The 21,150-nt window shown below is 66.5% G+C and carries 22 protein-coding genes; 6 read left to right on the plus strand and 16 right to left on the minus strand.

Annotation, left to right across the window (positions count from 1 at the left end; genetic code table 11):
* Positions 1 to 39: 39 nt before the first annotated feature.
* The 4 genes from C664_RS03990 to ybgC are packed head-to-tail and all read right to left on the minus strand — an operon-like array spanning position 40 to position 2,494.
* On the minus strand, positions 40 to 936 hold the full coding sequence (locus C664_RS03990) for an energy transducer TonB (protein ID WP_038010895.1): 897 nt from the start codon (positions 934 to 936) through the stop codon (positions 40 to 42).
* Positions 933 to 1,349, minus strand: a complete 417-nt coding sequence (gene tolR / locus C664_RS03995) for a protein TolR (protein ID WP_004253638.1) — start codon at positions 1,347 to 1,349, stop codon at positions 933 to 935. The genes C664_RS03990 and tolR overlap by 4 nt, the downstream gene beginning before the upstream one ends.
* An 18-nt stretch (positions 1,350 to 1,367) precedes the next feature.
* Positions 1,368 to 2,036 carry a protein TolQ gene (gene tolQ, locus C664_RS04000; RefSeq protein WP_004253640.1) on the minus strand — a complete coding sequence of 223 codons (669 nt, stop codon included), beginning with the start codon at positions 2,034 to 2,036 and terminating at the stop codon, positions 1,368 to 1,370.
* Positions 2,033 to 2,494 carry a tol-pal system-associated acyl-CoA thioesterase gene (gene ybgC, locus C664_RS04005; protein ID WP_082794364.1) on the minus strand — a complete coding sequence of 154 codons (462 nt, stop codon included), beginning with the start codon at positions 2,492 to 2,494 and terminating at the stop codon, positions 2,033 to 2,035. Before ybgC ends, tolQ begins: the two co-directional genes overlap by 4 nt.
* Before the next feature lie 167 nt (positions 2,495 to 2,661).
* Here ybgC and C664_RS04010 point away from each other — a divergent pair, with 167 nt between their 5' ends.
* The 5 genes from C664_RS04010 (at position 2,662) to C664_RS04030 (ending at position 7,133) form a co-directional block, all read left to right on the plus strand.
* Entirely contained in the window at positions 2,662 to 3,837 is a 1,176-nt protein-coding gene (locus tag C664_RS04010) for an STAS domain-containing protein (protein WP_038010898.1), read from the plus strand.
* Positions 3,838 to 3,884: 47 nt separating this feature from the next.
* Positions 3,885 to 4,421 (plus strand): ATP-dependent protease subunit HslV, encoded by a 537-nt coding sequence (gene hslV / locus C664_RS04015; protein WP_004253647.1) that lies wholly within the window; start codon positions 3,885 to 3,887, stop codon positions 4,419 to 4,421.
* Positions 4,422 to 4,431: 10 nt separating this feature from the next.
* Positions 4,432 to 5,766, plus strand: a complete 1,335-nt coding sequence (gene hslU, locus C664_RS04020) for an ATP-dependent protease ATPase subunit HslU (RefSeq protein ID WP_004253650.1) — start codon at positions 4,432 to 4,434, stop codon at positions 5,764 to 5,766.
* 133 nt (positions 5,767 to 5,899) lie between these two features.
* Positions 5,900 to 6,778, plus strand: a complete 879-nt coding sequence (locus C664_RS04025) for an AEC family transporter (protein WP_004253653.1) — start codon at positions 5,900 to 5,902, stop codon at positions 6,776 to 6,778.
* Between the two features lies 1 nt (position 6,779).
* Entirely contained in the window at positions 6,780 to 7,133 is a 354-nt protein-coding gene (locus C664_RS04030) for a cupin domain-containing protein (protein WP_038010901.1), read from the plus strand.
* Between the two features lie 12 nt (positions 7,134 to 7,145).
* Here C664_RS04030 and C664_RS04035 read toward each other — a convergent pair whose 3' ends face one another.
* The 10 genes from C664_RS04035 to C664_RS04075 all read right to left on the minus strand — a co-directional run bounded on the left by C664_RS04035 (position 7,146) and on the right by C664_RS04075 (position 17,118).
* Entirely contained in the window at positions 7,146 to 7,937 is a 792-nt protein-coding gene (locus C664_RS04035; protein ID WP_004253657.1) for a slipin family protein, read from the minus strand.
* The gene (locus C664_RS04040; RefSeq protein WP_004253660.1) at positions 7,934 to 9,388 is read right to left on the minus strand and encodes an NfeD family protein; all 1,455 of its coding nucleotides are present in this window, start codon (positions 9,386 to 9,388) and stop codon (positions 7,934 to 7,936) included. Before C664_RS04040 ends, C664_RS04035 begins: the two co-directional genes overlap by 4 nt.
* A gap of 158 nt (positions 9,389 to 9,546) precedes the next feature.
* Entirely contained in the window at positions 9,547 to 9,939 is a 393-nt protein-coding gene (locus C664_RS04045; RefSeq protein WP_004253663.1) for an RNA-binding S4 domain-containing protein, read from the minus strand.
* 171 nt (positions 9,940 to 10,110) lie between these two features.
* Positions 10,111 to 11,055, minus strand: a complete 945-nt coding sequence (locus C664_RS04050; protein ID WP_004253666.1) for a PEP-CTERM sorting domain-containing protein — start codon at positions 11,053 to 11,055, stop codon at positions 10,111 to 10,113.
* A 322-nt stretch (positions 11,056 to 11,377) separates the two neighbouring features.
* Positions 11,378 to 12,658, minus strand: coding sequence for a sulfate adenylyltransferase subunit CysN (gene cysN / locus C664_RS04055; protein WP_004253670.1), 1,281 nt, complete (start codon positions 12,656 to 12,658; stop codon positions 11,378 to 11,380).
* A gap of 378 nt (positions 12,659 to 13,036) precedes the next feature.
* The gene (cysD, locus tag C664_RS04060; protein ID WP_004253673.1) at positions 13,037 to 13,951 is read right to left on the minus strand and encodes a sulfate adenylyltransferase subunit CysD; all 915 of its coding nucleotides are present in this window, start codon (positions 13,949 to 13,951) and stop codon (positions 13,037 to 13,039) included.
* Positions 13,952 to 13,958: 7 nt separating this feature from the next.
* Positions 13,959 to 14,111, minus strand: coding sequence for a hypothetical protein (locus tag C664_RS20775; RefSeq protein WP_004253676.1), 153 nt, complete (start codon positions 14,109 to 14,111; stop codon positions 13,959 to 13,961).
* A gap of 4 nt (positions 14,112 to 14,115) precedes the next feature.
* Positions 14,116 to 14,886, minus strand: a complete 771-nt coding sequence (locus tag C664_RS04065; protein ID WP_004253679.1) for a phosphoadenylyl-sulfate reductase — start codon at positions 14,884 to 14,886, stop codon at positions 14,116 to 14,118.
* Positions 14,886 to 15,437, minus strand: coding sequence for a DUF934 domain-containing protein (locus C664_RS04070; protein WP_004253683.1), 552 nt, complete (start codon positions 15,435 to 15,437; stop codon positions 14,886 to 14,888). Before C664_RS04070 ends, C664_RS04065 begins: the two co-directional genes overlap by 1 nt.
* The gene (locus C664_RS04075) at positions 15,430 to 17,118 is read right to left on the minus strand and encodes a nitrite/sulfite reductase (protein WP_004253684.1); all 1,689 of its coding nucleotides are present in this window, start codon (positions 17,116 to 17,118) and stop codon (positions 15,430 to 15,432) included. Before C664_RS04075 ends, C664_RS04070 begins: the two co-directional genes overlap by 8 nt.
* A 172-nt stretch (positions 17,119 to 17,290) precedes the next feature.
* On the opposite strand from C664_RS04075, the gene cysB reads away from it, so the two are divergent.
* The gene (cysB, locus tag C664_RS04080; RefSeq protein WP_004253687.1) at positions 17,291 to 18,232 is read left to right on the plus strand and encodes an HTH-type transcriptional regulator CysB; all 942 of its coding nucleotides are present in this window, start codon (positions 17,291 to 17,293) and stop codon (positions 18,230 to 18,232) included.
* Between the two features lie 16 nt (positions 18,233 to 18,248).
* Here the strand turns inward: cysB and C664_RS04085 are convergent, their stop codons facing one another.
* Together C664_RS04085 and C664_RS04090 are read right to left on the minus strand one after the other, a co-directional pair.
* Entirely contained in the window at positions 18,249 to 19,250 is a 1,002-nt protein-coding gene (locus tag C664_RS04085) for an asparaginase (RefSeq protein WP_004253688.1), read from the minus strand.
* Positions 19,251 to 19,319: 69 nt separating this feature from the next.
* Entirely contained in the window at positions 19,320 to 21,059 is a 1,740-nt protein-coding gene (locus tag C664_RS04090) for a cation:proton antiporter domain-containing protein (RefSeq protein WP_004253690.1), read from the minus strand.
* Between the last annotated feature and the right edge of the window lie 91 nt (positions 21,060 to 21,150).

Genomic DNA, 21,150 nt, shown 5'->3' on the forward strand with positions numbered 1-21,150 from the left:
CCGCGGATTATATAGACAAATTAAGTAGATAAGGCAGACTTACTCGTCTGCCAACGGGCGGAACTTGAACTCGATCGTGCGCTGGAAAAGGCTCTGGTTGGCGGGTAGCGGCAGCGGGCTCGAGCGGCGGATCGCACGCTCGATGGCCTCATCCAGCGCAGGGACGCCCGACGAGCGCTTGAGCCGGATGTTGAGCACCTCGCCCGAAGGCAGCTGATCGACCTCGAACGTCGCCTCGGGGTTTCCGCTGAGGCCCGGCGGACGCAGCAGATTGCCGCGCACCTTGGTGGCGATGGCGAGCTTGTACTTGTCCATGTCGCCCTGGGCGCCGGCGCGTGCGGATTCCTGCTTGAGCAGGCCCTCCAGGCGCGCGTTCTGTGCGGCCTGTGTTTCCTGCGCGAGCAGTTGCTTCATGTAGTCGTCCTGCACCGGCTTGGGCTCGGGCTTGGCCTCCGGCTTGGGTACTGGTTTCGGCTCCGGCTTGGGTTGCGGCTTGGGCGGTTCGGGCTTGGGCTCCGGTTTGGGTTGGGGCTTGGGCTCGGGTTTCGGCTCCGGCTTGGGCGCAGGCTTGGGCGGCTCCGGCTTCTTCTCCGGCGCCTTTGTGGCGATCTCGGGTTTGGGTGCGGGCTTGGGTGGCTCGGGCTGCGGTTTGGGTTCCGGCTTCGGCTCCGGCTTCACTTCGGGCTTGGGTTCCGGCTTCGGCTCGGGTTTCGGCTCCGGCTTGGGGGGCGGAGTCGGTTCCGGCTTGGGCGCGGGCGCGGGCGCGGCGATGCGCGGCGCGCTGGCAAGGCTGACCTCCAGTGCGGCGGGGGGCGCGCTCTGCCAGCGAATCCCGAAGAACAGGAACAGGAACAGGCCCAGATGGACCGCGACGGTCAACCCGAGGGATTGCCATTTGCCCGGCGCTTCGCGGGGCGTTGCTGCGCGTTCCCTCATTTCTGCGGGCTGGTGTTCTGGGTGACGAGACTGATCTTGCGCACCCCGGCGCTACGGGCGACCTCGAGCACGTCGATCACCTTCTGGTAATCGAGCTTCGGGTCGGCTGCGACCAGAAACGGTTGTTCCTGGTTCTTCGCCAGGGTTTCCTTGAGTGCTATCTCCAGTTGGTCCTTGCGTACCGGGCGCGAGTTGCCGCTGTTGCCTGGACGTAGCGCAAGCGCGCCGTCGGCCTTGACCTCGATGAAGATGGCCTCGGCCTGCGGCGGAGGGGTTCCCGCGCCGGCGGAGGGCACGTTGATCGTGCCCTGCTGGATCATCGGCGCGGTGACCATGAAGATCACGAGCAGCACCAGCATCACGTCGATGTAGGGCACGACGTTGATCTGGTTCATGAGACGGCGTTGGCGCATCACAGGTCTCCGGGGCCGTCAGCGCAGGTTGCGCTGCAGGATGTTGGAGAACTCTTCCATGAAGCTCTCGAAGCGGATGCCGAGGCGGTCGATGTCGTGCGCGAAGCGGTTGTAGGCGACGACGGCCGGGATCGCGGCGAACAGGCCGATGGCAGTGGCGACGAGCGCTTCGGCGATGCCGGGGGCGACTTGGGCCAGTGTGGCCGAGCCGACGCTGGACAGGCCGCGGAACGAGTTCATGATCCCCCACACGGTGCCGAGCAGGCCGATGTAGGGCGACACCGAGCCGACCGAGGCGAGGAAGGCGAGGTGTGCCTCGAGGTCGTCGACCTCGCGCTGATAGGTGGCGCGCATGGCGCGGCGGGCGCCGTCGAGGATGGCCGAATGGTCGTGGCCCTTGGCGCGCAGCTTGGTGAACTCGCGGTAACCGGCTTCGAAGATACGCTCCATGCCGCCGGTCTCGTGACGCGTGGCGGCCTCGAACAGGGTATTGAGATCACCGCCGCTCCAGAAGTCACGTTCGAATTCGTCGGTCTGGGCACGTGCGGCGCGGATCTGGAACCACTTGCGGAAGATCCAGTACCAGGAGACCAATGAGAGCGTGGCGAGCAGCGCCATCACCAGTTGGACGAGGACGCTGGCCTGGCTGATCAGGCTGAGAATGGAGAGGTCGTGAGTGACGGTCATGCGAAGCTTCTTTCGAAGAGGGAATGCAGGTCGGCCGGAATGGATGCCGGTTTCTGGCGGCGGGTGTCGATGCAGGCCACTAGGACCTGCGCGGTAAACAGAAGTTGCCCCTGGCGACGGATCGCCTGGTCGAACAGGAGGCTGGCGCGGCGCAGTGTTGCGATGCGCGTGACGACCTCGAGTGCGTCGTCGAGGCGAGCGGGGGCAAGGTAGTCGGCTTGCACCGATCGCACGACGAAGGCCGTGCCGGCAGATGTCATCATCGCCTGCTGCTCGAAACCGAGCGCCCGTAGCCATTCGGTGCGGGCCCGCTCGCAGAAGCGCAGATAGTTGGCGTAGTAGACGACACCGGCCGCGTCAGTGTCCTCGTAATAGACACGGACGGGCAGCACAAAAGACGGCTGCGCAGGCGATGTCTCGTCTGACGCAGCCGCTGTGGCGGGGGAGTTCAGTTGCATTGCAGCATTCTATCCGAGCCCCGGTGCAAGGGAAGGGGGGCGGTGATGCCGAGTTTTGCAAAACGTAATGGGCCGCGGTGGGCGCCAACCCAGCCGCGCTGCAGGAAGTGCTATCCTTGACCGAGAATCTTTCGGGACTGCATCGATCATTCAGGACGGACGGCGGCGTGGCAATTCCTTTTTTCGGTCGGAAACCAACGGGTAGCGCTGCGCCCGCGGGGAAAGAGCCGTCCGTGAAAGGCGACAGCTTCACCCTCCCGCCCCCGCCTACGGAACTGTCCGAACTCGATTTCGCCGCGACCGATGCGGGGCGCGGTCTGGCCGAGGTCGAGGTTCAGGAGGTCGGTGCGGGGATCGGCGCCGCCTACGAGGAAGCTGCGGTTCTCTACGCAAACGGCAATGTGGCGGAAGCCGAGCAGGTGCTGGTCGCCACCTTGGACGAGCCGTCGTCGAATCCCGGCGAGGGCTTGTGGATGATGCTGCTCGACCTCTACCGCTTGACGGGGAAGCGCCAGCAGTTCGAGTCGCGGGTGCTCGACTACGCGACGCGCTTCGAGCGTTCGCCACCACCTTGGGTCGATCTGTCGGTCGGCGTCGCAAAGCCGGCCCAGCCGCGCCCCTCGACGGTCAGCCTGGCAGGAAGCTTGTCGGCACAGGCCGAGGCGCAGTTGCGACAGATCGCGGTCGCCGCGCGTCGGACGGGCTCTGCCCGCATCGACGTCGGCCGGCTCAAGGGCTTGGGTGACGGCGCTTGCGGGCAGCTGCGCGCGGTGCTCGACGAGCTTGCAGCCGAACGGATCAAGGTCTCTCTGGTCAATGTGGGGCCGCTGGTCGATGAACTTGGCAAACGCGTCGAGGCCGGGCGCGCGGAAGATCGCGACACCTGGTTGCTGTTGCTCGAACTGTTGCAGCACTCGGGCGACGAGGAGCGCTTCGAGAACCTTGCCATCGACTATGCGATCACGTTCGAGGAGTCGCCGCCCTCATGGAAAGGCCTGCCGCCCCCGGCAGCGGCCATTTCCGGAATGAAGCCGGTGACGACACCCGAGCCCGCCACGACACCGGAGCCGGACGGGTTTGCGCTGGAAGGAGAGCTCTGTGGCGCATCGAACGACGCGCTCAAGCGTTTTGCTGCCTATGTGGCCGACCGGCGCGAGGTGACGGTGAACTGTACGCAGTTGCGCCGGCTGGATTTCGTCTGCGCGGGGCAGTTGTTCAACATCCTCGCGACGCTCCAGGCTCAGGGTAAACTCGTGGGCCTACGCAACGTCAATGCCATGGTTGCCGCACTGCTGCGGGTCATGAGCGTCGACCAGGTCGCGCACGTCACGCTGCGCAGTTAGAACTCATTGCATCATCGACGCCGGCCTTCAGCCGGCGAGGAATCGGCATGGAACAGTATCGCGGCACCACCATCCTGTCGGTGCGGCGCGGCAATCGCGTTGCGCTCGGCGGGGACGGCCAGGTCACCCTGGGCAACATCGTCATCAAGGCGTCGGCGCGCAAGGTCCGCACGCTCTATGACGGCAATATCCTTGCGGGGTTTGCGGGCGGCACGGCCGACGCGTTCACGCTCTTCGAGCGCTTCGAGGCCAAGCTCGACAAGCATCAGGGCAACCTGCTGCGCAGCGCGGTGGAACTGGCCAAGGACTGGCGTACCGACCGCATGTTGCGCCGGCTCGAGGCCATGCTCGCCGTGGCCGATCGCGAGCACTCGCTGGTAATCACTGGTAATGGCGACGTGCTTGAGCCGGAGCAGGGGATCGTGGCCATCGGCAGCGGCGGCGCTTATGCCCAGTCGGCAGCGCGGGCGCTCATCGAGAACACGGCGCTCGAGCCCAAGGAGGTCGTGTCGAAGGCGCTTGGCATCGCCGCCGACCTCTGCATCTACACCAATCACCACCACACCATCGAAGTGCTGGATTGAGGTTGAACGCATGACCCAGATGACCCCGCCGGAGATCGTCTCCGAACTCGACAAGCACATCGTCGGGCAGGACAAGGCCAAGAAGGCGGTCGCGATCGCGCTGCGCAACCGGTGGCGCCGCGCCCAGGTCGCCGAGCCGCTGCGCAGCGAGATCACGCCCAAGAACATCCTGATGATCGGGCCCACCGGCGTCGGCAAGACCGAGATCGCCCGTCGCCTGGCGCGGCTTGCCAACGCACCCTTCATCAAGATCGAGGCGACCAAGTTCACCGAAGTGGGCTACGTCGGCCGCGACGTGGACACCATCATCCGCGACCTGATCGAGATCGCGATCAAGGATGGGCGCGAACGCGCGATGAAGTCGGTACGCGACCGCGCGCTCGATGCCGCCGAGGACCGCGTTCTCGACGCCCTGCTGCCGCCGGCCCGCCCCGTGGCGTTCAACGCGGAACCGGAGCCTGCGCCAGATTCGGCGACCCGGCAGAAATTCCGCAAGAAGCTGCGCGAAGGCGAACTCGACGACAAGGAGATCGAGATCGAGGTCGCCGCGCCGTCGATGAGCGCCGAGATCTTCGCCCCGCCGGGCATGGAGGAGCTCACGCAGCAGATCCAGGGCATGTTCCAGAACCTGGGCGGCGGCAAGCGCAAGCAGCGCAAGCTGCAGATCCGCGAGGCGCTGAAGCTGCTCGCCGACGAGGAAGCCGCACGGCTGATCAACGACGAGGAGGTCAAGCTCGAGGCGGTCCGTGCGGTGGAACAGAACGGCATCGTCTTCCTCGACGAGGTGGACAAGATTGCCGCGCGCAGCGACGTGCATGGCGCCGACGTGTCGCGCCAGGGGGTCCAGCGCGACCTGCTGCCCTTGGTCGAGGGTACGACGATCTCCACCAAGTACGGCATGATCAAGACCGATCACATCCTGTTCATCGCCAGCGGTGCCTTCCACCTGTCGAAGCCGTCCGACCTGATCCCGGAACTGCAGGGCCGCTTCCCGATCCGGGTCGAGCTCGAGTCGCTGTCGGTCGAGGATTTCGAGCGCATCCTGACCAGCACCGACGCCTGCCTGACCCGTCAGTACGAGGCGCTGCTGGCCACCGATGGCGTCACGCTGCGCTTCGCGCCCGATGGCGTCCGCCGTCTTGCCGAGATCGCCTACCGGGTCAACGAGAAGACGGAGAACATCGGCGCCCGTCGTCTGTACACGGTGATGGAAAAGCTGCTCGAGGAGGTCTCGTTCGAGGCGGGCAAGGGCGGGCTCGACACGGTGATGGTCGATGCCGCTTACGTCGACTCGCGTCTGGACATGCTGGCGCAACGCGAGGACCTGGCGCGTTACGTGCTCTGAGCGGCGGGGTGCCGTTTCCTGCCCAGATGCGCCCCGGCGGCGGGTTGTCGCGGCCGGGGCGCAGGCTTTTCTAGGCAAGGCATGCGCTGTGCGCCCCGGGGGCGCAGCTCCATTCCCTCCACCGATCCCTGTCATGCTGATCCGAATCGTCGAAATCCTCTTCCCGCTGTTCTCGATCACCGCGCTCGGCTATTTCGTCGGACGCCGCGTCAAGCCGGATCTGTCCCACGCCAACAAGCTGAACATGGATGTCTTCGTGCCGGCACTGGTGTTCGCTGCGCTGGCGAACAAGGCTTTCGATGTTGGTGCCTTCCTGCCGCTGATCTGCGCCGCGACGCTGATGGTGGTCGGGACCGGTCTCGCAGCGTGGGTGCTGGCGCGTGCGGTCGGCATCGATCCCAAGACGCTGGTGCCGCCGATCATGTTCAACAACTGCGGCAATCTGGGCTTGCCCTTGGCCGTGCTGGCCTTCGGCGAGGCGGCGCTGGCGCCGATGGTGGTGCTGTTCATGGTGTCGAACCTCATCCACTTTTCATTCGGCGCCTGGCTGCTCGATCACCGGGTCCGGTTGCTGACGGTGTGGAAAGTCCCGTCGGTGGTGGCGACCTTCCTCGGCCTTGCCGTCAGCCTGACGCACTTCGAGGTCTGGCCCCCCTTGCTAACGGCGATCCGCATGCTTGGCGAGATCTCCATCCCGCTGATGCTGTTCGGTCTGGGCGTGCGGCTCGCGGATTCGCGCATCAGTGCGCTTGGTGTCGGGGTCTTGGGCGGCGGGTTGGCGCGTCCGCTGATCGGGCTCGCGCTGGCGTGGGCCGTGCTGCAGGTCATCGAACTGCCGCAGCGCGAACAGGCCCTGGTGCTGGTGTTCGGCGCCCTGCCGCCGGCGGTGCTCAACTTCATGTTCGCCGAGCGTTACCAGCAGGAGCCGGGCAAGGTGGCCTCGATGGTGCTCATCGGCAACCTTGCGGCGGTGGTGTTCCTGCCGCTGGCACTCGCGCTCGTGCTGGACTGACATGTCGGAGGCGAGCCGGCTGCGGCGAGGCAACCTCTACGTACCGTTGCCCGAGGCGGGCGTCGAAGAGCACTTCCAGACGCTCTTCGCGGGAACCGCTTGCCGGGTCGAGCGCATCGTGTCGCACCGCCATGCCAGTCCGCCGGGCTTCTGGTACGAGCAGGCCGAGGACGAGTGGGTCGTGCTGCTGCAGGGGGCGGCGGAGTTGGGTTTTGACGATGGCGGGCGGATTGCGCTGACGCCCGGCGACTGGGTGGAGATTCCCGCCGGCTGCAGGCACCGCGTGCTGTCGACGGCCCTGGCCACGGTGTGGCTGGCCGTGCATGGTTCGCGTTCGGGGGCAGCGCCCGGCTGAGTCGGAGGGCGGTCAGGGTTCCGCCCTCATGCCTGCGCCCCGGGACTTGTCCGCCTGCCCCATCAGCTGCCCGATCAGGTCGACGGGCACCGGAAACACCAGCGTCGAGGTCCTGTCGCCTGCCACCTGGGTCAAGGTCTGCAGGTAGCGCAACTGCATTGCCGCAGGCTCGCGCGACAGCATTTCGGCGGCTTCGAGCAGCGATTGCGCAGCCTGCTTTTCGCCTTCCGCGTGGATCACCTTGGCGCGGCGTTCACGCTCCGCCTCGGCTTGGCGCGCAATGGCGCGAACCATGCTCTCGTTGAGATCGACATGCTTGATCTCGACGTTTGCCACCTTGATCCCCCAGGCGTCGGTCTGGGCGTCGAGAATCTGCTGCACGTCGAGGTTGAGTTTCTCGCGCTCGGCCAACATCTCGTCGAGTTCGTGCTTGCCGAGCACCGCACGGAGTGTCGTCTGTGCGAGCTGGCTGGTCGCCATCAGGTAGTTTTCCACCTGGATGATGGCCTTTTGCGGATCGACGACGCGAAAATACACCACCGCATTGACCTTCACCGAGACGTTGTCCTTCGAGATCACGTCCTGCGGCGGCACGTCCATTGTCACCACCCGCAGGTCGACCTTCACCATCTGCTGCACGCCGGGGATCACGATGACCAGGCCTGGCCCCTTCACGCGCCAGAAGCGGCCGAGCAGGAAGATCACGCCGCGCTCGTACTCGCGCAGGATCTTGACCGAGGCGACGACGAGGAAGATCAGCAGCACCAGCAAGGGCGCGAGACCGAACTGAAGATCGAGCATCATGGCGGACTCCCGGGAGGGTGGGGGGGATCGGTGGGGGAAACGTGGAGGACGAGGCCATCCATGCGCTCGACGCGGACGGGCGCGCCGGGCACGAGCGGACGATCGGCACGGGCGCGCCAGTTCTCGCCGTGCACCGCGATCCACCAGGTGCCGTCCGGTGCAGGGCCGATCACCGTGCCGCGCGCGCCGAGCATCGCCTCGCGCCCACTGACGACTGCGCGGCGCAGGCTGCGTGCCGCGAGGTTGCCGATGGCGAGCAGGATCGCGGCGCTGGCCAGGGCCAGGCCCACGATCAGCGCCAGCGGGATGCCGAATCCCGGCACCTCGGCGTCCATCAGGAACAGGCCGCCGACGACGAAGGCGATGATGCCGCCGATGCCGAGTGCGCCGAAGCTGGGCAGGAAAGCCTCGGCAAGCATCAGGCCGGCGCCGACCGCCAGCAGCAGCACGCCGGCCCAATTGACCGGTAGCAACTGGAAGGCATAGAGCGCGACCAGCAGCGAGATCGCCCCGGCGATGCCCGGTACGCCGAAGCCGGGTGAGGTGAACTCGAAGAACAGGCCATAGATGCCGATCATCATCAGGATCAGCGCCACCTGCGGGTTGGCGAGTACGGCGAGGATACGGTTGCGCCAGTCCGGTTCCAGACGCTCGATGGCCAGGTCCGCCGTGGCGAGCGTGCGCTTGCCGTCGAGGACCGCGATCTCCCGGCCGTCGAGTTTGTGCAGCAGGTCGGCGGTGTCCATGGCGATGATGTCGATCACCCCCTTCGCCAGCGCTTCCTCGGCGGACAGGCTGGCCGCCTCGCGCACCGCGCGCTCGGCGAAATCGACATCGCGACCGCGCAGTTGCGCAAGGCTGCGGATGTAGGCCGTGGCGTCGGACATGGACTTGGCGGCCATGGCATCGGCCGGGCTGCGGGCGGTTGCGGGGCTTGCAGGCGTCTGCTCTGTCGTCCGCTCATCGGACGTGGCGGCGGGAGTGTCCGTCTCCTCTTCCCGCGGCGCAGTGCTGCCGGGTTGAGGGCCGCCGAGGCCGATGGCGACGGGCGTCGCGGCACCGAGGTTGGTCGCCGGCGCCATCGCGGCGATATGGCTGGCGTAGAGGATGTAGGTACCCGCACTCGCCGCTCTGGCGCCCTCCGGGGCGACGAAGCCTGCGACCGGTACGGGCGAGGCGAGGATGTCCTTGATGATGCTGCGCATCGAGGTGTCGAGCCCGCCGGGGGTGTCCATCTCGATCACGACCAGTTGCGCGCCGCGCGCGGTGGCCTGAGCCAGTCCCTTGTGGATGTAGTCGGCGCTGGCCGGGCCAATGACGCCGTCGATCCGCAGTACAAGCGCGAAGCCGGAACTGCCGTTGGCGGCAAGGAGGGTCAGGCCGGCACTGCCGAGCAAGAGAAACAGCAGGGCGACGACATGGCGGAAGACAATCCCATGTCGGGTCGACATCGACACTCTCCTCGGGCGGTCGCGGCATCAGTGTGGCGAATCCTGATGATCGGAGTGTCGGAGGGTGGCCGAAGTTCAGCGCTTCGGCTGCATGGGTGGCGATGGTGCCGGTGAAGGGCGGGCCTGACTGCGATGTGCCCGCCCGCCGCGGGCCGATTTCAGTATCCGCCGAAGCGGTCGATCCGACGGCGATCACGCTTGGTCGGGCGGCCATGCAGGTCGGCGCCCGGCGGTGCGGCGAACCTGCGCAGCTCGCGCGCGCGCTCACGCTGTTCGATGCTTTCGGTCGTTTCTTCGTAAAGCGTTTGCGCGACCGTCGCCGATCCGCGTTTTTCGGCAATCGCGCGCACGACGACCGAGCGGGTGTCCTCGCCGATGGTGACGTCGATCCGGTCTCCAGCCTTGACCTCGCGGGCGGGCTTCACCGCTGCGCCATTGAGCTTGACCTTGCCGCCATCGACGGCCTCGGTGGCAGCAGTACGATGCTTGAAGAAGCGGGCTGCCCACAGCCATTTATCGAGACGGGTTGCGCTGAGTTCTGTGCCGGTCACCTGCTGCGGTCCTGCCGAGTGGATCGTCGCCGCATTATCTGCAATGCGGGCGCCGCGGCAAAGCGGAAAGAACTGAGGGGCGCCGGGCCGGGCAGCACCACCTGGGCCTGCACAAAAAAATCGGACCACGCGCTGGTGGTCCGATTCGTCCTGCCGGAAAGCGCTCTGGTCTTACTGGCGCATACGCCGACGCGCCAGGGCCGCCAGTCCGAGGCCGAGGAGGGCGAGCGTGCCCGGTTCGGGTACGTTGTTGTCGTCGCCACCGACATCCGACTGACGTGCGCCCATCACGTAGGCGTAGGTCAGGGTTGCCGACTGACCCGCCTCGAGATCACCAATGAACCATGCCATCTGCAGGCCGTAGTCGCCGTCGTTGAAAGGGGTGGCCGAACCGAACACCGGGCCGTAGCCGGCCAGAACGTTGTAGGGATCATCGTTGTTGCAGCAGGAGGTGTTGATCCCGGTGTTCGAGCGGTAGACGTTCTGCAGGTCGAGGATGCCAATCGTCAGACCGGTACTCAGCCCCGCGGCGGAGACGAGGTCCTCGGGCGCAAACAGGGTGTTGCCACGCGTGTTCCGGGTGTCATACGAGTTGAAACGGTTGACGTCCGGATCCGGGTCGAGGTGGCGGCCGAACACCAGGTCGCCGAGGCTCTGCAGGGCGGTGATCACCGTCTGCACGACGACGCGCTCGTCGCCGTTGTTGAAGAAGTAGCTGTTGGTGATGCTCAGCGAACCGGCGAGGCTGCCGGTCCAGCTTGCCGCGTTGTCGTAGCCTTGGGCGGCGCCGCCCGTCAGCAGCGTCGGCGAGGCAAATCCGAAGTCTTCAGTCCACGCATTGTTGTTGACGCGGAATCCTGTCTCCGCGCTGTTGATCGCGAAGCCCTCGCTCGGGGTGCCCGGGGTCAGGTAGTCGTTCGGGATGCCGCCAGGTGCGAAGTTCTGCGTGCCGGTCGAGTCGTGCAGGATGCCAGGCGAAGTCGAGCCGTTGCTGCCAAGGGTGCCGTAGTCGCTGATACCGACGCGCACGTAGTTACCGGTGAGGGTCAGCGGCGCGGCCATGGCACTTGCAGCAAAGCCCGTCGTGAGCAGCGCGGAGAGAAGAAGATGCTTCATTGTTCAGTCCCCTGAGTTGATCCATGCGTGATGCCGAGTGCGTCGAGACGAGGTGAGTGCTTCTCGCGGTCCGCCCTTCTATCGCAGTCGCATCACAAAGTTTGCATTAGAAATAATGCATATAGCTTAAGCACCATTCGTGCCAAGATTTAAAGCGGAGAGTTTTCAAGGGTCTAGGCATACAAGCGGGAGTGAGGTGTAAAAAAAACCGACGCAACGCCAGACGTAAGAGCGTGCGTGGTGGTAGGGCGTAGACGAAGAAAAGCCGGGCGACGACACCTCACGGAGATGTCGTCGCCCGGCTCGGGATGGGTGAAGGCATTCAGCCGATCATGCCCGCACCCACCGTGTTGTTGGTGCTCTCGTCGATGATGATGAAGGCGCCGGTGGCGCGGTTGTCCTTGTAGCGGTCGGCGACGATCGGCTGTGCGAGCTTGAGCGTGACACGGGCGATGTCGTTCATGGCGAGGCCGGTGCTCGCTTCTCGCTCCAGAGTGTTCACATCGAGCCGGTAATCGATGGTCGCGACCTTGGCCTTCACTTCGCGAGTGGTGTGCCGCACCAGGTAGGTTCGGGCCGGATTCAACGGGGTTTCCGACAGCCAGCACACGGTGGCGTCGACTTGCTTGACGGGCTCTGGCGCCTCGCTCGACTTCACGATGAGGTCGCCGCGCGAGATGTCGATCTCGTCTTCCAGCAGCAGGGTCACCGATTGCTCGTGGATCGCGCGCGGCAGGCTGGCGCCCCCGAGTTCGATGCGCTTGACGCGGCTGGTGGCTCCCGAAGGCAGCACGGTGACGGCGTCGCCGACGGCGATCTCGCCCGATTCGACCCGGCCCATGAAGCCGCGGTAGTCGTGCAGCTCGGGGTTGGCGGAATCCTGCGGGCGGCACACGAACTGCACCGGCAGGCGGAAGTTCTCGGCCTGTTCGGTGTGGGCGGCGGGGGCGTTCTCGAGGATGTCGAGCAGGGTCGGGCCGTCGTACCAGCCGAGGCGGTCGCCGCGATCGACGATCATGTCGCCTTCCAGCGCCGAGATCGGGATGAAGCGCACGTCATTGATGCCGAGCCTGGCGGCGAAGGCGAGGTATTCGGCCTTGATGCGCTCGAACACGGCCTGGTCATAGTCGACCAGGTCCATCTTGTTGACCGCGACCACCAGGTGTGGAATGCCGACCAGGCTGGCGAGGTAGGAGTGGCGGCGGGTCTGCGTCAGTACGCCTTTGCGCGCATCGATGAGGATGATCGCCAGGTTGGCCGTGGAGGCGGCGGTCACCATGTTGCGGGTGTACTGCTCGTGGCCGGGGGCGTCGGCGATGATGTACTTGCGCCGGCCGGTGGAGAAGTAGCGGTAGGCGACGTCGATGGTGATGCCCTGCTCGCGCTCGGCCTGCAGGCCGTCGGTGAGCAGAGAGAGGTCGACCGCGCTCATGCCGCGCTTGGCCGAGGTCTTCTCGATGGCGTTGAGGGTGTCGGCGAGGATGGTCTTGGTGTCGAACAGCAGGCGGCCGATCAGGGTGCTCTTGCCGTCATCGACGCTGCCGCAGGTGAGAAAGCGCAGCAGGCCGTTGTCGATCTCGGGGAGGTGTTCAAGGGCGGACATGGTCATGATTCCTTCAATCTTTCTGTCAAATTCGGATGCTGATCGGCGCCGTTTGCCTTGCTTGCAGCTGGGGCCGCGCGGGGTATTCCTTCCGAGGCTGCGGAACTCGCCCTTCGGGCTCAGACAGTCCTCGCCTCTTCACGAATACCCCACACATCCCCAGCTACGTGCTTGCTGCGCGAAGGCACAAAACCCTCTACGTCCGCCGGTTCTGGTCTCGCGTTGGGCTGCTCTCACGATGCCTGGATGCGCACGGGGTGTTCCTGAAGGGGCGAGGACTGTCCGAGCGCAGCGAGTTCCGCAGCCCCGGAGGGAACACCCCGTGCGCGTCCCCGCAACGAACCTTTCAGCACAGACACTCAAGCAAGAAAACAACGCTCAGAAATACCCTTCCTTCTTCCGCTGCTCCATCGACGCCTCCGAAGTCTGGTCGTCCATCCGCGTTGCCCCACGCTCGGTGATCGTGGTGGTCGCGGTCTCGGCCAGGATCTTCTCCACCGTGTCAGCGTCCGACTCCACCGGTGCCGTGCAGGTGATGTCGCCCACGGTGCGGAAGCGCACCAGTACGTCCTCGACGACGTCGCCGTCCTTCGCCGGGGTCAGCTCGGTCACCGGCTGCAGCAGGCCGTTCTTGCGCACTACCGGGCGGGTGTGGGCGAAGTAGATCGACGGCAGTTCCAGCTGCTCGCGCTGGATGTACTGCCACACGTCGAGCTCGGTCCAGTTGCTGATCGGGAAGGCACGGATGTTCTCGCCCTTGTGGCTGCGCGCGTTGTACAGGTTCCACAGCTCGGGGCGCTGGTTCTTCGGATCCCACTGCCCGAACTCGTCGCGGAAGCTCATGATGCGTTCCTTGGCGCGCGCCTTCTCCTCGTCGCGCCGCGCGCCGCCGATGCAGGCGTCGAAGCCAAACTCCTCAATCGCCTCCAGCAGGGTCACCGACTGGTGCTTGTTGCGCGACTCGCCCGGGTGCTTCAGCACCACGGTGCCGCGCGCCATCGAGTCTTCCACCGAGCGCACGATCAGGCGTTCGCCCAGCTCGGCGGCGCGCTTGTCGCGGAAGTCGGTCACTTCCTTGTAGTTGTGGCCGGTGTCGATGTGCATCAGCGGGAAGGGGAAGCGGCCGGGGCGGAAGGCCTTCTCGGCCAGGCGCAGCAGGCAGATCGAATCCTTGCCGCCGGAGAACAGCAGCACCGGGTTGGCGCACTGGCCAGCGACTTCGCGCAGGATGTGGATGGCTTCGGCCTCGAGCCAGTCGAGGTGGGACAGCGTCTGTTTGGTCAGCGTCGACATGATCAATTTACCGTTGCGGATGCTTGTTCGGGTGTGTGCGGAAGGCGCGCAGGGCCGCCTTGAGGCCGGCGCGTAGCGCGCCCAGGCGGTGTTGCAGGCTGCGGCGGCCGGCGCCGACCACGGGCGTGTGCGGGGCCTGCGCCGGGTGCTTGGCGTTCATCGTTTTACCCCTTCTTGACGTGGAGGCCGCACTCCTTGGAGGCGGGGTCTTCCCACCACCAGCGGCCGGCGCGCACGTCCTCGCCCACGGCAATGGCCCGTGTGCAGGGCGCACAGCCGATGCTGGGGTAGAACTGGTCGTGCAGCGCGTTGTAGGGCACCTCATGCAGGCGGATGTAGGCCCAGACTTCTGTCTCGCTCCAGTCCGACAAGGGGTTGAGCTTTTCCAGCCCGTTGGCGCCGTCGAACTCGCGCAGCGGCAGACCGCTGCGGGTGACCGACTGGGCGGCGCGCAGGCCGGTGATCCAGGCCTGCTTGCCCGCCAGTGCACGGCGCAGCGGCTCCATCTTGCGCACGCCGCAGCACGCCTTGCGCAGTTCGACCGAGTCGTAGAAGGCGTTGATGCCGTGGCTGCGCACGAAGGTCTCCACTGCGGTCGCATCCGGGAAGTAGATCTTCAGCGTGGTGCCGTAGCGTTGCTCGACCTCGCCGATCAGCGTGTAGGTCTCGGCCGGCAGGCGTCCGGTGTCGAGCGAGAAGATCTCGATCGGCAGGCCGTTCGACAGGATCAGGTCGGTCAGCACCATGTCCTCGGCGCCGAAACTGTTGGCGAAGGCGAGCTCGCCCTTGCCACCGAACTCGGCCACCGCCTCGCGCAGCAGGGCCAGCGCGGCCGCGGCCTTGGCGCCGACGGTGGCACGCAGCGCGTCGGTCAGGGCAGGGCGGGTTGCCGGGTTGCGGGTGGCTGGGCGCAGGATCGAGACGCTCGCGTTCATCAGGCGGCCTCCCCCTGCAGCGGGCGGCGCGATTGGCGGCGGAACAGCGGTTCGGGTCGGTCGACCGCAGCCTGGTAGGGCTCGGAGAAGTCGTTCAGGCTGGCGAGTGCGGCGTCGAGCTGAGCCGGCGTGTACTTGCCCTTCTGCGGCTGCAGCACGCTGAAGCCGCAGCGCAGCAGGAAGAAGAACTGGTCGCGCAGCACGTTGCCGATCGCACGCAACTCTCCGCCGTAGCCCAGGCGGGTGCGCAGCAGGGTGGCGATCGAGTAGCCGCGACCGTCTGCAAACTTGGGGAAGTCGACCGCAACCAGCGGCAGTGCCGACAGGTCCGCCGTCAGCGCGGCCGGATTCTCGTTGCCCGCCAGCCAGACGCCGAGCACGCCCGCCTCAGCCTTGGGCAGCAGTTCCTCGCGGCGCGCCTGCCACACCGCCAGCGGCACGATCACGCGGCCGGCGGGCAGGGCGATGGTGGTAGCCTCGTCCCCTTCGGCAAGGCGCAGCACGGTCCACTCGTCCGCATGCACGCGACCGTTCTTGATGATGTCAGACATGGGCGATCTCCTTGGCTTCGAGGCGCGCGGTGCGCTCGGCATAGACGCGGGTCTTGAAGGACTCCACGCCGATGCGGCGGACGGTGTCGATGAAGCGCTCGTCGTCCTGGCGGTTGTCGATGAAGTTGTTGATCAGCGAGCTGATCACGTCGGGCATCTCTGCGGCGGCGAAGGACGGGCCGATGACCTTGCCCAGCGTGGTCTGGTTGCCCTGGTCGCCACCGATCGTCACCTGGTAGAACTCCTCGCCGTTCTTGTCGACGCCGAGGATGCCGATGTGGCCGACGTGGTGGTGGCCACAGGCGTTCATGCAGCCCGAGATGTTGATCTCGAGTTCGCCGATGTCGAACAGGTAGTCGAGGTTGTCGAAGCGGTCCTGGATGGCGTTGGCGATCGGGATCGACTTGGCGTTGGCGAGCGCGCAGAAGTCGCCGCCCGGGCAGGAAATGATGTCGGTGAGCAGGCCGATGTTCGGCGTCGCCAGGCCGATCGCGCGGGCGTCCTGCCACAGTGCGAAGAGGTCGGCCTCGCGCACGCTGGCGAGCACGATGTTCTGTTCATGGGTGCTGCGCACTTCGCCGAAGGCGTAGCGGTCGGCGAGTTCGGCGACGGCGTCGAACTGGTCTGCCGTGAGATCGCCCGGCGCCACGCCGTAGGGTTTGAGCGACAGCACGACGCTGGCGTAGCCCTGCACGCGGTGGTCGCGCACGTTGCGCCGCGCCCAGGCGGCGAAGGCCTTGTCCTCGGCGAGCCGCGCGCGATAGCCGGCATCCTGCGCCAGCGCGCTCAACACCGGATCGTTGAAGCGGCTGGCGATACGCTCGATTTCGGCCTGGGTCAGCGTCGACGGGCCGTCCTTGAGGTGGGCGAATTCTTCCTCGACCTGGCGCGCGAACTCGGGCACGCCGAGCGCCTTCACCAGGATCTTGATCCGCGCCTTGTAGGCGTTGTCGCGACGACCGTGCAGGTTGTAGACGCGCAGGATCGCCTCGCAGTAGTTGAGGATCTGCTGCCACGGCACGAAGGCGGCGACTTCCTCGCCGATGATCGGCGTACGTCCCAGACCGCCACCCACCAGCACGCGAAAGCCCAGTTCGCCAGCGGCGTTGTGCACGATGTCCAGCCCGATGTCGTGCACCCGGATCACCGCGCGGTCTTCCTTCGCGCCGTTGACCGCAATCTTGAACTTGCGCGGCAGGAAGGCGAACTCGGGGTGGAAGGTGCTCCACTGGCGCAGGATCTCGCACCACGGGCGCGGATCGACGATCTCGTCCGCGGCCACGCCGGCGAACGGGTCGGAGGTGACGTTGCGGATGCAGTTGCCCGAGGTCTGGATCGCGTGCATCTGCACCTTGGCGAGCTGGTCTAGGATCTCGGGCACATCCTCCAGGCGCGGCCAGTTGAACTGGACGTTCTGACGCGTGGTGATGTGGCCATAGCCGCGGTCGTAGGTGCGAGCGATGTGCCCGAGCGTGCGCAGCTGCTTCGAGTTCAGGTTGCCGTAGGGCACGGCGATGCGCAGCATCGGCGCGTGGCGCTGGATGTAGAGTCCGTTCTGCAGGCGCAGCGGACGGAACTCGTCCTCGGTCAGCTCGCCGGCGAGGTAGCGGCGGGTCTGGTCGGCGAACTGGGCAACGCGCTCATCGACGATGCGTTGATCGTATTCGTCGTACTGGTACATGTTCTGTCTCTCGTCGAGGGGAGCCGCGGAGGCGCCGGATTGCAATTCTTTGAGCCGGTGCGCCGTGACGGGGCACCGATCCCTGGGAGTGCCGCGATCGTAGAGGCTTGCCTTAGGGCTCAGAAGGTGTTCGGAGTTAAACTCTAAGAATTGAAAGTTATAAAGTTCGGCCATGAATTTGCAGCAACTGCGCTACATCCACGAAGTCGCCCGTCGCGGGCTGAATGTCTCGGAGGCGGCCGACGCCTTGTTCACCTCGCAGCCGGGGGTGTCGAAGCAGATCCGCCAGCTCGAGACCGAGCTTGGCATCGAGATCTTCGAGCGCCACGGCAAGCGCCTTGTCGCCGTGACCCAGCCCGGGCGTGCGGTGCTGGCGATCGCCGAGCGCGTGCTGCGCGACCTCGACAACCTGCAGCAGGTGGGTGACGAATTCGCCAACGAAGGCGTGGGCAGCCTGTCGATCGCCACTACCCACACGCAGGCGCGCTATGTGCTGCCGTCGGTGATCCGCGACTTCATGCGGCGCTACCCGCAGGTCAAGCTGTCGCTGCACCAGGGCAGCCCACGGCAGGTGTGCGAGATGGTGCTCGACGGCACCGCGGACATCGCGATCGCCACCGAGGCCATCGCCGACTACGACGACCTGGTGATGCTGCCCTGCTACCAGTGGAACCGCTGCATCGTCGCCACGCCGCGCCATCCCATCCTGCGCGAGGCGCCGCTCACGCTGGAGGCGATCGCGCGCTATCCGCTGATCACCTACGACGACGCCTTCACCGGCCGCAGCCTGATCAACAAGGCCTTCCTCGGCCGTGGGCTGAAGCCCAACGTGGTGCTGTCGGCGATCGACTCGGACGTGATCAAGAAGTACGTGGAGATGGATCTTGGCATCGGCATCCTCGCGCGCATGGCCTACAACCCGGAGGAGGACCGGCGCCTGGGCATGGTGGAGGCATCGCACCTGTTCGAATCGAGTACGACGCGCATCGGACTGCGCAAGCGCGCCTGGTTGCGCGCCTATATCTATGCCTTCATCGAGGGCTTCGCGCCGCACCTGACGCGGCGCATCGTGGATGCGGCGCTCGCCGGCGGCGGCACGGACGCCGGCCTGTAGGCGGGTCGGCGCTGCGTCAGCCGCGCTCGAACCAGCGTTTCAGGCGCACCCCGCGCAGGCCGGCGCCAAGACCCACGATCAGGCGCACGCGGGCCTTCAGCGGGTCCAGCGCCACGCATTGCAGCCAGTTGTTGGGACGGCCCGCCAGGTCTGCGGTCACGCCACCGCCGCAACGGCTGGCCAGTACCACCGGCACCGACGCGGGCAGTTCTTCTTCGATGGCAGCCTCCCAGCTCTGCGGCAGGCTGGCGTTGCCCGGCAGTCCGAGCACGAGCCCGGCCGCGCCGGTCAGCAGGCTGGCACGGGCCAGCGCACGCACGACGGCCGACGCCAGTGCGGCGGAACTGCCGGCGCCGACGGTGAGCAGTTCGACGGGCGGCAGCACCTGCACGCTGTCGGGCAGACTGATGCGGCTGTAGCGGTAGGGCGCGAGGGCCTGCAGTTGGGCGTCCGTCGCGCTGACGGTGAGCGCCTCCGGTGTGCTGAACGCATCGACCGCGCTGGGGTGGCGCTTGGTGACGAGGGCGGCCGGCAGGATGCGGTCGCCCAGCACGGCGAGCACGCCGGCGCGGCCGGCGGCGGGGCGGCAGGCCAGCTGCACCGCCTGGTACAGGTTCAGCGGGCCGTCGGCCGATAGCGCGGTGGCCGGGCGCATCGCGGCGGTCATCACCACCGGCTTGGCGGTGGCGAGCGTGATGTGCAGGAAGTAGGCGGTCTCTTCGAGCGTATCGGTGCCGTGCGTGATCACGACGCCGTCGATCTCGGGATCGTCCACCAGGGCTTGCACGCGTCGCAGCAGGATCAGCCAGTGCGCCGGACCCATGTCCTTGCTGTCGATGGCGAACAGCGCCTCGCCGCGGATGTCGGCCAGCGTCGCCAGCTGCGGCACGGCCGCGAGCAGGTCGTCCGCGCCAAGCTGACCGGCGGTGTAGCCCTTCGTTTCGATTGGCGAGCTGGCGACACCGGCAATGGTGCCGCCGGTGGCGAGCAGGGCGATGCGAGGCTTGCGCGTGCTCAAGGTATCGTGGTCCGCAGTTGAAGGTTTGGCTCAGGGGGTGTGGTGGCGGGCAAGGGCGCGGTACGGCGCTCATTCACGCAAGGCCATGATGCGCCGCTCACGCTCCTGTTCGAGGAGCCGCGCCGCCGCATCGGAGGGCACGCCAAGCGCTTCGAGTGCGGCACCTGCCAGCTTCAGGGCAGACTCCAGCGTCTCGGGCACGACGACCGATGCGCCGGCCTCGCGCAGGATCAGCGCGTGCTTCTCGTCGCGTGAGCGCGCGATGATACGCATCTCCGGGACGATGCGTCGAATGCCCTGCGTCGCGTGCGTGGCCGCGGCGGTGTTGTCCATGGTCAGCACCACCGCGCGAGCGCGCTCGATGTGCAGCTTGCGCAACAGCTCTGGCCGGCTCGCGTCCCCGAACACCACCGGCGTGCCCACGCCGCGGTGGCGGTCGATGAGCTTGGTGTCGTGCTCGATCGCGATGAAGGAGACCCCCTGCTCGGAGAGCATCTGCCCCACCATCTGGCCGACCCGTCCGTAGCCCGCGACGATCACGTGCTCGTGCAGTTCGCCCAGTTCCTCATCGGGCGGCGGGGCGTCGGGCGTGATCTTGCGGTCCAGCGCGTCGCCCAGTACCTGGCCAAGGCGGGCGACGAGCGGCGCTGCCAGCATCGATACGCCGACGACGATCAGCATGAACTGGCCGATCGGTCGCGAAATCAGCTCGAATCCGAGGGCGAGGCCGATCACGATGAAGGCGAACTCACCCCCCTGGCCGAGCAGCAGGCCGCCCTCGACCGAACGCCCCCAGGACATGCCGAACACGCGCAGCAGCCCGGCGACGATGAGCCCTTTGAGGGCCAGCAGGCCGAGGACCGACAGCGGGATCCAGACCGGCTGCTCGGCGAGGGCCCGCAGGTCGATGCCCATGCCCACCGACAGGAAGAACAGCCCCATCAGCAGTCCCTTGAAGGGCTCGATGGTGATCTCGACCTCGTGGCGGAACTCGGTCTCGGCGATGATCAGGCCCGCCAGCAGGGCGCCGAGCGCCATCGACAAACCCGCCGACCAGGTCAGGGCGGCGACCCCCAGCGTCGTCAGCAGCGTGAGCGCCGTGAAGGTGTCGGGTTGGCGGTCGGATGCGATCTGGTGAAAGAGCGGCCGAATGACGCGACGCCCCACCAGGTACAGCACCACCACCGTGAGCACGCCCTTGAGCGCCGCCGATGCGAGCAGGAATCCGAAGCTGCTCTCGCCGCTGGTCGCGCCGAGAATGCTGATCAGCACGAGCAGCGGAACGACCGCGAGATCCTGGAACAGGAGGATGGCGAACGAGGACTGGCCCAGCGGGGTGCCGAGTTCGCGGCGCTGGATCAGCAGCTGCATCACGATCGCCGTTGACGAGAACGCGAGCACCGTGCCGAGGATCACCGAGGCTTCGACCGGATTGCCGAACTGCGCGGCGACGAGGCCGATCGCTGCGGCCGTCAGCAGCACTTGCAAGCCGCCGAGGCCAAAGACGAGCCGCCGCATTGACCACAGGCGTTCGACCGACATGTCGAGGCCGATCATGAACATCAGGAAGATCACGCCCAGTTCGGCGAGAAACTCCACGTCTTCCGGCCGGCCGAAGGTCAGCCACGCCAGCCAGGGCAGGTCCGCCGCGAACGAAGCCAGACCATAAGGGCCCAGTAGCGTGCCCACTGTCAGGAAACCGAGCACGGGGTTGACCTTCAGCCGGCCGAGCAGGGGCATCAGCACCCCGGCAAGGGTGAGGAAGAGGATGATCTCCTTCAGGAAAGGAACCGAGTCGTGGGCATCCATCAAAGGGGCGAGCGAGCGAGCAAGTCTGGATTCTAAGTGATGGCGCAAGTCAGGAGCCATCGTCCGATCGACACGGGCGTGCATGCGGCGG

The sequence above is a fragment of the Thauera sp. 63 genome (assembly GCF_000310165.2).
In the GTDB taxonomy this organism is placed as follows: Bacteria; Pseudomonadota; Gammaproteobacteria; order Burkholderiales; family Rhodocyclaceae; genus Thauera; species Thauera humireducens.

Coding starts and splice junctions, on each gene's coding strand:
- cysN (WP_004253670.1), bottom strand. CDS start 12,658: ATGTCCGCCCTTGAACACCTCCCCGAGATCGACAACGGCCTGCTGCGC.
- cysD (WP_004253673.1), bottom strand. CDS start 13,951: ATGTCGACGCTGACCAAACAGACGCTGTCCCACCTCGACTGGCTCGAG.
- hslV (WP_004253647.1), top strand. CDS start 3,885: ATGGAACAGTATCGCGGCACCACCATCCTGTCGGTGCGGCGCGGCAAT.
- tolR (WP_004253638.1), bottom strand. CDS start 1,349: ATGCGCCAACGCCGTCTCATGAACCAGATCAACGTCGTGCCCTACATC.
- C664_RS04050 (WP_004253666.1), bottom strand. CDS start 11,055: ATGAAGCATCTTCTTCTCTCCGCGCTGCTCACGACGGGCTTTGCTGCA.
- ybgC (WP_082794364.1), bottom strand. CDS start 2,494: ATGCAACTGAACTCCCCCGCCACAGCGGCTGCGTCAGACGAGACATCG.
- tolQ (WP_004253640.1), bottom strand. CDS start 2,036: ATGACCGTCACTCACGACCTCTCCATTCTCAGCCTGATCAGCCAGGCC.
- C664_RS04040 (WP_004253660.1), bottom strand. CDS start 9,388: ATGTCGACCCGACATGGGATTGTCTTCCGCCATGTCGTCGCCCTGCTG.
- hslU (WP_004253650.1), top strand. CDS start 4,432: ATGACCCAGATGACCCCGCCGGAGATCGTCTCCGAACTCGACAAGCAC.
- C664_RS04030 (WP_038010901.1), top strand. CDS start 6,780: ATGTCGGAGGCGAGCCGGCTGCGGCGAGGCAACCTCTACGTACCGTTG.
- C664_RS04065 (WP_004253679.1), bottom strand. CDS start 14,886: ATGAACGCGAGCGTCTCGATCCTGCGCCCAGCCACCCGCAACCCGGCA.
- C664_RS03990 (WP_038010895.1), bottom strand. CDS start 936: ATGAGGGAACGCGCAGCAACGCCCCGCGAAGCGCCGGGCAAATGGCAA.
- C664_RS04025 (WP_004253653.1), top strand. CDS start 5,900: ATGCTGATCCGAATCGTCGAAATCCTCTTCCCGCTGTTCTCGATCACC.
- C664_RS04035 (WP_004253657.1), bottom strand. CDS start 7,937: ATGATGCTCGATCTTCAGTTCGGTCTCGCGCCCTTGCTGGTGCTGCTG.
- C664_RS20775 (WP_004253676.1), bottom strand. CDS start 14,111: ATGAACGCCAAGCACCCGGCGCAGGCCCCGCACACGCCCGTGGTCGGC.
- C664_RS04090 (WP_004253690.1), bottom strand. CDS start 21,059: ATGGATGCCCACGACTCGGTTCCTTTCCTGAAGGAGATCATCCTCTTC.
- cysB (WP_004253687.1), top strand. CDS start 17,291: ATGAATTTGCAGCAACTGCGCTACATCCACGAAGTCGCCCGTCGCGGG.
- C664_RS04075 (WP_004253684.1), bottom strand. CDS start 17,118: ATGTACCAGTACGACGAATACGATCAACGCATCGTCGATGAGCGCGTT.
- C664_RS04070 (WP_004253683.1), bottom strand. CDS start 15,437: ATGTCTGACATCATCAAGAACGGTCGCGTGCATGCGGACGAGTGGACC.